The 9447-nt window shown below is 53.5% G+C and carries 8 protein-coding genes and 1 tRNA gene; 2 read left to right on the top strand and 7 right to left on the bottom strand.

Annotation, left to right across the window (positions count from 1 at the left end; all coding sequences use genetic code 11):
• From hutG to BDE01S_RS05435, 7 genes are all read right to left on the bottom strand, one after another.
• Positions 1-903: formimidoylglutamase (gene hutG / locus BDE01S_RS05465; RefSeq protein WP_082790429.1), on the bottom strand; the 903-nt coding region annotated here is incomplete at its 3' end.
• A gap of 9 nt (positions 904-912) precedes the next feature.
• On the bottom strand, positions 913-2136 hold the full coding sequence (gltS, locus tag BDE01S_RS05460; RefSeq protein ID WP_066078385.1) for a sodium/glutamate symporter: 1224 nt from the start codon (positions 2134-2136) through the stop codon (positions 913-915).
• Positions 2137-2217: 81 nt separating this feature from the next.
• The gene (locus BDE01S_RS05455) at positions 2218-2937 is read right to left on the bottom strand and encodes an IclR family transcriptional regulator (RefSeq protein ID WP_066078383.1); all 720 of its coding nucleotides are present in this window, start codon (positions 2935-2937) and stop codon (positions 2218-2220) included.
• A gap of 203 nt (positions 2938-3140) precedes the next feature.
• A complete protein-coding gene (locus tag BDE01S_RS05450) occupies positions 3141-4166 on the bottom strand; it encodes a hypothetical protein (protein ID WP_066078380.1) in 1026 nt (341 codons plus the stop codon).
• A gap of 152 nt (positions 4167-4318) precedes the next feature.
• Positions 4319-5254 (bottom strand): DUF4393 domain-containing protein, encoded by a 936-nt coding sequence (locus BDE01S_RS05445; protein ID WP_066078377.1) that lies wholly within the window; start codon positions 5252-5254, stop codon positions 4319-4321.
• Between the two features lie 67 nt (positions 5255-5321).
• Positions 5322-8168 carry an excinuclease ABC subunit UvrA gene (uvrA, locus tag BDE01S_RS05440; protein ID WP_066078376.1) on the bottom strand — a complete coding sequence of 949 codons (2847 nt, stop codon included), beginning with the start codon at positions 8166-8168 and terminating at the stop codon, positions 5322-5324.
• Between the two features lie 94 nt (positions 8169-8262).
• Entirely contained in the window at positions 8263-8823 is a 561-nt protein-coding gene (locus BDE01S_RS05435) for an rRNA large subunit pseudouridine synthase E (protein WP_066078388.1), read from the bottom strand.
• A 315-nt stretch (positions 8824-9138) separates the two neighbouring features.
• Between BDE01S_RS05435 and BDE01S_RS05430 the strand changes: the two genes are divergently transcribed.
• Positions 9139-9231, top strand: a tRNA-Ser gene (locus BDE01S_RS05430).
• Between the two features lie 39 nt (positions 9232-9270).
• Positions 9271-9444, top strand: coding sequence for a hypothetical protein (locus BDE01S_RS11295; protein ID WP_156472600.1), 174 nt, complete (start codon positions 9271-9273; stop codon positions 9442-9444).
• Positions 9445-9447: the final 3 nt, after the last annotated feature.

Below are 9447 nucleotides of genomic sequence, written 5' to 3'. Positions count from 1 at the left end.
TTTCCCCGCTTCGTCTGCCATCACGGCAAATAAGCGCGCCACCATTCTGGCGCCTTGATGATCGCGGTCGTAAACAGGATTGTATTCGGCAATATCGGCAAGGCGCACTTTGCCGGAGGCAAAGACTTCGCGCACGATAAATTCCACGATATGCAGCGGCAAGCCTAATGCGGCAGGCGCGCTGACGGCGGGGTTGCCGGCAATGCAGTCGCTGTCGACCGTCAGGTAAATCAGGTCTGTTTTGGCGCAAAATTTCCGTATGCTTTCCGCAGTTGCGCTCAATGGCTGCTCCAATAATTCGGTGTCGTAAACGATGTCGGCCTGCAATTGTTGCGCGCGCTCGAATAAGGCGCGGGTATTGGCAAAGCGGCTGGCACCCAAACACAGATAATGAAAAGGCCGCCCGGCTTGGGCGCAGTCTTCTGCCAGTTCGCGAAAAGGCGTACCCGAGCTGGCTTGATTGTCTAAGCGCAAATCCAAATGCGGGTCGATATTGATGATGCCGATGACCGCATCGGGGTAAGCCTGGTAAAGCGCCCGCCCGGCTGCACGGGCAATTTCATGGCCGCCGCCTATGCCCAGCGGTAAGGTGCCGTTGCGGAGCATGGACAGCAGCGCTTCGGTATAACAGGCTTGCGCGTGTTCTAAATGGCCGTCGTCGCAGCCGATATTGCCTGCATCTGCGGGCATTCCGCCGCATACCGGCAAGTTTGCCAAGGCTTTACGCAGGGCATCCGGCCCTTGGGCGGCGCCGATGCGCCCTTGATTTCGGGCCACTCCGGCATCGCAGGCAAAACCGATCAGCGCCAGCTTTTGGCTGCCGTCATAAGTTTGGATAACCTGATGCCAGCGCAGGCCGCCTGCGCCTTCCGCCGCATCGATGCGTCCGTTCCAAAGTGTCATATTGGCTCCTTATGGGGTGGACAATAAATTGATGGTGGTAATAATAATCGGCATGCCGAAAATATCAATCAGAAACGCGCCGACAACAGGCACAATGATAAAGGCCTGATAGGAGTAGCCGTATTTTTTCGTGACGGCATCCATATTGGCAACGGCGTTGGGTGTAGCGCCCAATCCGTGTCCGCAAAAGCCGGCGGCCATCACTGCGGCATCGTAGTTTTTACCGAGCAGCTTAAACAGGATAAAGTAGGCAAACGCCACCACAAATACGACTTGTACCGCCACAATCGCCACCAGCGGCAGAGCAAGGTCTGCGATTTGCAGCAGGTTAATGCTCATCAGCGCAATCGTCAGAAAGACCGCCAGCGAGACATCGCCGATTAAGGTGCTCAAGCGGAAATCGACAATATCCGTGTTTTTCATATCCAAGACATTCCGCACGATAACGGCTAAAAACATGGCAGGCACATAAGCCGGCAGGGAAAAACCGGTTAGCGCGGTAAAGCCTTTGGCAGACCATTGCCCGGCAACGCAGCAGGCGGTAATCAAGGCCAGCATCCGCAAAACTTTATCGGCCTGCCAGTGGCTTTTTCCGCCCTGTATGGCATCAATCGCCGATTGGGCATCCGCGGCCTGCCGGGGCTGCGCCGATAAATCGGGGGCAAGCGCATATTTGCCGATGAGTTTTTTCGCCACTGGCCCGCCGCTCAAGCTGCCCGCAACCAAGCCCAGGGTCGCCGCAGCCAAACCGACCGGCATGGCGTTGGCAACACCCAATTCCTCAATGGTTTTGCCGAAAGTGGCCGCCGCACCGTGTCCGCCTTCCATGGAAACCGCTCCGGCTAAAACGCCGAGCAGCGGGTCCAAACCCAAGAGCGAAGCCATGGATACGCCGATAAAGTTTTGCGCCAGCGCCAAAAAGCCGCAGGCCAGCCAATACACAATCAGGATTTTCCCGCCCAGCTTGATTAAGCGGAAATTGGCACCCAAGCCGACGGTGGTAAAGAAAATCAGCATAAAATAAGCCATCAGGCTGTTGTCGAAGCGGATATCCGCGATGCCGGCCGCCGATAATAAAGTCACCGCCAGTGAAGACAATAAGCCGCCTGCGACCGGCGCGGGAATGCAGTAGCGGTTGAGCAGGGCGATGCGTTTGCTCAAATAATGCCCCAATAAATATATCAATAGGGCAAACAGCAGGGTTTCAAAGCTGTTCAGATGAATAGCATGCATGATTTTCTCCTCAGTAAAAAATGTGTGGGCGGATGCGGGGCTGGTTTTAATCGGTTTGATAAGCGCCCGGCAGCCTGAGATTTAAGCCAGTTGAATCAGCTCGTTAATGGAAGCCGTACAATCGAGCAGCGGGCGGATAAAGCATTCACGCTGCCCGGCGGCGCGGTGTTCGGGAACCATCACCGTGACCACGCCGAGCAAGGCATCTTTTTTGCGCACCGGAGCGGAAACACCCCAGATATTGTCGTCCACCTCGCCCAAGCTGGTGCCGTATCCCTGCCTGCGGATATCCTGCAAAGCCTGTTGCAGATTGTGGCGCGCCGCTTCATCCAGCGGGGATTGATTCATGATTTCCTTGCATTTCTCCGGCGTGTGAAACGCCAGCAGCGTTTTGGCACTCGCCCCGAGCACGGGCGATTGCGCTTCGCTGACGGCAAACGAGCAGCGCAGACGCTGCGGGCTTTCCACCATATCGATGCAAACCGTTTGCACGGGCGTAGAGGCAATCACCGCTACCGTTTCCCGCGTTTGGGCGGCGAGTTTGCGTAAGGCATTATGAGCGGCTTGAGGCAGCAACCCGTAGCGCAGATAGAGGCCGTTGTGCAGAAACACCGGGCCGGAGGTCAACAGCCCGGCCTCGAAGCAGTCGGCCGCATAGCCCCAGTCTTTCAATACGGCAAGCAGGCGGTAAAGCGTGGAAAGCGGAATGGAGAGTGCCTGGGCAATCTCACGCGGTGAAACAGGCCTGTCTGCCGCATTGATATAGGCAGAGACCGAAAAAGCCCGGTTGAGCAAATGCATGGCTGTTTCTCCTTGAATTTAGTTGCTTTTATGAGGAGAAAATAACAGAAAAGAAAACAGGGTAAAAACTGTTTTCCCGTATGGTGGGAAAATTGGGAAAGGTGTCAGATGGTGGAAGAGGTAGATTGCGCCGAGATAAAAATGCAAAAGGCCGTCTGAAAAATACGTTTTTCAGGCGGCCTTTTACCTAAAATACATCGGTATTATTCGGAAAAGTAGTCCCGCATCAAAGGGCTTCTGCCGTACACCGCAACTTTGGCTTGGCGGATGCACATACGGTTGAAAAGCTGCCGTTGGACTTGGTTGCCGTCGTGTATGCTGACTTCGCCTTGCTTGCGGGTGCGCATGGTGTGGAAACTCTGCTTCAGCAGCGGCCACCAGGCTTTTTGAATGTGGACGATGGCAAACATATCGTGTGCGATGTTGACGCCGATGCTGAACAGCTCGGCGCTTTCCTGCAGGCAAAAGCCGCGGTCGCTTAAAAGGCATAAGTCGGCAGGATCAGTGTAGCGGTAAAGCTCGATTTTAGCGGCTTTCGGATTGTCAAAACCGGCGCGGAACATTTGCTCGAACAGGGAAGGCTGAGCCACGCCGTCGCTCAGCATGCTGTAAAGATTGGCCAGCCAGTTGACATAGCCGGGAAAGGAAAAGCGGTATGTCTGCAGGATATTGGCGATGGTATCACGGTCGCGTCCGCTAATCAGGCGGACAAACTCAAAGCTGACATCGTGCAGATGGGTGCGTATCGCCTGATGGAGACGGTGGGCGAAAAGATGATTGTGGTTGTAAGGATTACGCAGAATGCCCAAGAGTTTCAAGCGTAAAATCCGCCACAGAGCTTCGGGAATATCACTGCACCCCGCAGGCAGCGTCCGCAGCAGGCGGCAAGAATCTTCATAGCCGCTTTCATGGCGGTTAAACCAGCTTTCGAGGTTATATTGCAAACCCTCTTCCCCACGGGTCAGCGTATAGAGATTTTTCTCCGCCAAGTTGCTGATAATATTCACATCCTGCGCCTGCGCCCGATACGGCTTCTGAAACATAGCCGGCGGCAGGCGGTAGATATTCTGGTTTTGCTGGCCGACCTCCGGATTATGCGCGTGCTGCCGCTGCTCGGTCTGCGCGATAAAGTGGTGTGCCTTGGTCGGATTGGCCGTCAGCAGCGCAAACGGCTTACCGCTGCATTCGGGATATTCGCAGTCGCTGAGGATAAAGGCTTGTTTTTTCATAATTCAGACGGCCTGTGGAGACGTTTGCAGGGATAGGGGTATCATACAGTATTTAGGGGACAGTGGATAATCTGTAGGTATGTGTCTTTCGATTGGTGGTTATTTGGGAAGTGGGCAGGGGTATAAAATAATGCCGTCTGAAAAGTAGGTCTTCAGACGGCATTTGGGGAGGGAAGTATGTGTGTGGTTAATACGTGGGCTACGATTGCTACACGGGGAATCTGACGTTCTGTATGTAACAGCTTGCTAGGCTTGCTTAAATCAAAGATACCAATTGCCCGAGCAAATCTTTTTCCGAATTCAGTTATTACAAATTGCCCTTTATACAATTCAAGGTTTATTTCTGGACATTCAGCTTTTAGTAATTCAATTAATTGGCTACCATAAGAATACAAGGTATCATCAGTCCAAAATTCCTCAAAGGATATTTCAACCAATTTTAGGCGCTCCCAGTTCTCAATGGTATCTATTGTAATTCCATGCATTGATGGTGGTAATAAATTCTTCCTAATTGTACGGTAGTGCCTGTCTTCATTAACAATTTGTTTAATATTGCAAATTGGAATAATGGAAATATCAGGTGCTGAAAAAAGTTCTTTTAAATAATATGCATCAAGTTGACTTAGCTGTTTCAAAACTTCAACATATGCTGGATGTATTATATCTTCTTTTGTTTTGTCAACCGTATTAGCAATAAGATTTTCATACATTTCTCTTAGGTTTGGTTCTTCTTGAGCATAAACTAGATTTTCGGTTGCACTGGCTAAGGTTGGTAGTGAATCGAGTTTTATATTTTGTTCGCCGATGTTTGAAATTTTTTCTCCAAGAGATTGTTCTACATCAGGATTTAATAAAGATAAATTTTCTCTTATTTTTGATTTAGCACGGGTAAATATAGAAACAGTATCATATAATAAACTTATTCCAGCATTCTTGATAAATGCTATTTTTTCTTTACTGTCTGCCTCATATTCTCCTGCACGTTGCAGTCTCACATCAGGGCTTGACTGAAGAGCATGAATTTCTTCTACATTATCAGGCTTAGTGATTTCTGAAGCTGTTTTCAGAATATTTAAACTCGGTTCCATTTTTATTTCTTTCTCATTTACATCCATGGGTATCATAGTTTGACCTAATTTGGTTTTGTATTGCAGGCTATATAATATTTTTCAAATACTTACCTGTATAACTTCCCTTAACTTTTACAACCTCTTCCGGGTTCCCCTTAGCAATAATCCTCCCCCCACCATCGCCGCCTTCCGGCCCCAAGTCCACAATATAATCCGCGGTTTTAATCACGTCCAAGTTATGCTCGATAATCACAATCGAGTTGCCTTTGCCTTTCAGACGGCCTATTACTTCCAATAATAAGGCAATATCGGCGAAGTGCAGGCCGGTTGTCGGTTCGTCCAAGATGTAAAGGGTGCGGCCGGTGTCGCGTTTGGAGAGTTCGAGGGCGAGTTTGACGCGTTGGGCTTCGCCGCCGGAGAGGGTGGTGGCGGATTGGCCGAGGCGGATGTAGCCGAGGCCGACGTCTTCGAGGGTTTGCAGTTTGCGGGCGACGGTGGGGACGGCGTCGAAGAATTGGCGGGCTTCTTCAACGGTCATGTCGAGGACTTCGCTGATGTTTTTGCCTTTGTATTGCACTTCGAGGGTTTCGCGGTTGTAGCGTTTGCCGTGGCAGACTTCGCAGGGGACGTACACGTCGGGCAGGAAGTGCATTTCGACTTTGATTACGCCGTCGCCTTGGCAGGCTTCGCAGCGGCCGCCTTTGACGTTGAAGGAGAAGCGGCCGACGTTGTAGCCGCGTTCGCGCGAAAGGGGTACGCCGGCGAAGAGGTCGCGGATGGGGGTGAAGAGGCCGGTGTAGGTGGCAGGATTGGAGCGGGGGGTGCGGCCGATGGGGGATTGGTCGACGTTGATGACTTTGTCGAGGTGCTCGAGGCCGCTGATGTCGTCGTAAGGGGCGGGTTCTTCGCTGGCGCGGTTGAGCTCGCGGGCGGTGATTTTGGCCAGTGTGTCGTTGATGAGGGTGGATTTGCCGCTGCCGGATACGCCGGTGATGCAGGTGATGAGGCCGAGCGGCAGCTCGAGGGTGACGTTTTTGAGGTTGTTGCCGCGCGCGCCGGTTAACACTAACATGCGGTCGGGGTTGACGGGCGTTCTTTCAGACGGCACGGCGATGGATTTTTTGCCGCTGAGGTATTGGCCGGTAACGGAGTCTTTACAGGCGGCGACTTTGGCGGGGGTGTCGGCAATCAGTACGCTGCCGCCGTGTTCGCCCGCGCCGGGACCCATGTCGACGACGAAATCGGCTTCGCGGATGGCGTCTTCGTCGTGTTCGACCACAATCACGCTGTTACCCAAATCACGCAGGCGTTTGAGGGTGGCGAGCAGGCGGTCGTTGTCGCGCTGGTGCAGGCCGATGGAGGGTTCGTCGAGCACATACATCACGCCGGTCAAGCCGCTGCCGATTTGGCTGGCAAGGCGGATGCGCTGGGCTTCGCCGCCGGACAGGGTTTCGGCGGAGCGGGAAAGGTTGAGGTAATCGAGACCGACGTTAATCAGGAAGCCCAAACGCTCGGTAATTTCTTTGAGGATTTTTTCGGCAATCTGTTTTTTGTTGCCTTCCAAATCGAGGGTTTCGAAGAAGCGGTGGGTTTGGGTGAGCGGCCAGGCGGAGATTTCGTGCAGCGGCTGTTTGCCTACATACACATAACGCGCTTCTTTGCGCAAACGCGCGCCGCCGCAGCTCGGGCAGGCGCGGTGGCTTTGGTATTCGGCCAGCTGCTCGCGCACGGTGGGCGAGTCGGTTTCGCGGTAGCGGCGTTCGAGATTGGGCAGGATGCCTTCGAAGGCGTGGCTGCGGTTGAAGGTGGTGCCGCGTTCTGAAAGGTAGGTGAAGTCGATGACTTCTTTGCCGGAGCCGTGCAAAATGACTTTGCGGATGTTTTCGGGCAGGCTTTCGAACGGTGCGTTGACATCAAAATCATAATGCCGCGCCAGCGATTGGATCATTTGGAAATAAAACTGGTTGCGCTTGTCCCAGCCTTTAATCGCGCCGCCCGCCAGCGACAATTCGGGATGGGCGGCCACTTTTTCGGGGTCGAAGAAATTCATGCTGCCCAAGCCGTCGCAACTCGGGCAGGCACCGACGGGATTGTTGAAACTGAACAGGCGCGGTTCCAATTCGGGCAGGCTGTAGGAACACACCGGGCAAGCGAAGCGGGCGGAAAACCAATGTTCTTCGCCGCTGTCCATATCCAAAGCCAGTGCGCGCTCGCCGCCGTGGCGCAGGGCGGTTTCGAAACTTTCCGCCAGCCGCTGTTTGATGTCGTCGCGCACTTTGATGCGGTCGATGACCACGTCGATATTGTGTTTGAAATTTTTTTCCAGCTTCGGCACTTCATCCAGCGTGTACACTTCGCCGTCCACGCGCACGCGGGCAAACCCCTGCGCCTGCAAATCGGCGAAAAAGTCCGCAAACTCCCCTTTGCGCTCGCGCACGGCGGGGGCGAGAATCATCACGCGGCTGTCTTCCGGCATTTTCAAGACGGCGTCCACCATCTGCGATACGGTTTGGCTGGAAAGCGGCAAATCGTGTTCGGGGCAATAGGGCGTGCCGACGCGGGCATACAAAAGGCGCAGGTAGTCGTGGATTTCCGTCACCGTGCCCACGGTGGAACGCGGGTTGTGGCTGGTGGATTTCTGCTCGATGGAAATCGCCGGCGACAGGCCCTCAATCAAATCCACATCGGGTTTGTCCATCATCTGCAAAAACTGGCGCGCATAGGCGGAAAGGCTTTCCACATAACGCCGCTGCCCCTCGGCGTAGAGCGTATCAAACGCCAGCGACGATTTGCCGCTGCCGGACAGACCTGTTACCACCACCAGCTTGTGGCGGGGGATGTCGAGGTCGATGTTTTTCAGATTATGCGTGCGCGCGCCGCGGATACGGATGGTGTCGTTGTCGTGGGAATGTTTGTGGTCGTGGTTGCACATGATGGATAGGCCGTCTGAAAGTGGACAATAAAACAGCTTATTGTAGCACTTTTCAGCGCGCTATCCCCGTCTATTCACCTTAAACCGTCAAGCATTAAGGCAGCTTCGGAGCAAAGCGCCATGCGCCTAAATCCAGCCCCAGCTCGAAAATATCCAGACTGCCGACGGCCACGCGCACCAGCCGCAGGCAGGGGTAGCCCGCTTTGGCCGTCATGCGGCGCACCTGGCGGTTTTTGCCCTCGGTGATTTTGATTTCCAGCCAGAAATCGGGTACGGTTTTGCGCTCGCGTATCGGCGGATTGCGCGGCCAGAGTTTATCCGCTTCGCCCGCGTCTAATACGCGCACTTTGGCAGGGCGGGTGACAAAGTCGCCCAAATCCACGCCGCGCCGCAACAGCGCCAAGCGGCTTTCATCGGGCATGCCTTCAACTTGCGCCCAGTAGGTTTTTTCCTGCTTGTGGCGCGGGTCGGCAATACGCGCCTGCAGGCGGCCGTTGTCGGTCAGCAGCAGCAGGCCCTCGCTGTCGGTATCCAGCCGCCCGGCGGGATAAAAGCCGGGCAGATCGATATAATCTTTCAGCGCGGCGTGTTTTTCATGCGCGGAAAACTGGCAGATGACGCCGTAAGGTTTGTTGAATACGATTAAATCTTTCACATCTTTCATTTTTCAGACGGCCTTTGCAAGCAGGCGCGGCGGAACAGGCCGCAAACGGGTTATTGTACCGCAGAACCCGCTTGCCGGCAGAGGGCAAAGGCCGTCTGAAAAATGCAGGATACCGCGGCTGCGCTGCCATTAGCGCAAGGCAAACGGCAGGGCGCAAGGCTGCCGGAAATCGCGATATTTTTATTTTTGCTATAGTCTATAGTCGGAGAAATGAATTTCTTCGACTATAATTCATCAACTTAACGGGTTTTCCCAAATTCGGGCTTGACGCCCGCAGCGGCTGCCAGTATAGTTCGGGTTTCCTTAGGAGTAATGGCTGAGAGGCTGAAGGCACTTCCCTGCTAAGGAAGCATGTGGGGTCAACCTGCATCGAGGGTTCGAATCCCTCTTACTCCGCCACATATCAATCCCAAGCTGTTACAGCTTGGGATTTTTATTATGTTTTTTCGTAAAAACAATATGTTGGCGCATCAGGCCGGTGTGGGGTATGGCGCTGATCATGCGGCTTTTATGGGGGTTTATACCGTTTTTGTGGTATTTTATTTGTTATCTGTGATGGTAGCCGGGCGGATAAAACCCGGCATTCAAGCTCTTTTCTTCTTCACAACTTAAAAA

The sequence above is a fragment of the Bergeriella denitrificans NBRC 102155 genome, from assembly GCF_001592185.1.
GTDB classification, from domain to species: Bacteria; Pseudomonadota; Gammaproteobacteria; order Burkholderiales; family Neisseriaceae; genus Neisseria; species Neisseria denitrificans.
The sequence above is the reverse complement of the archived record's forward strand: the minus strand, read 5'-3'. Positions and strand labels throughout refer to the sequence as shown.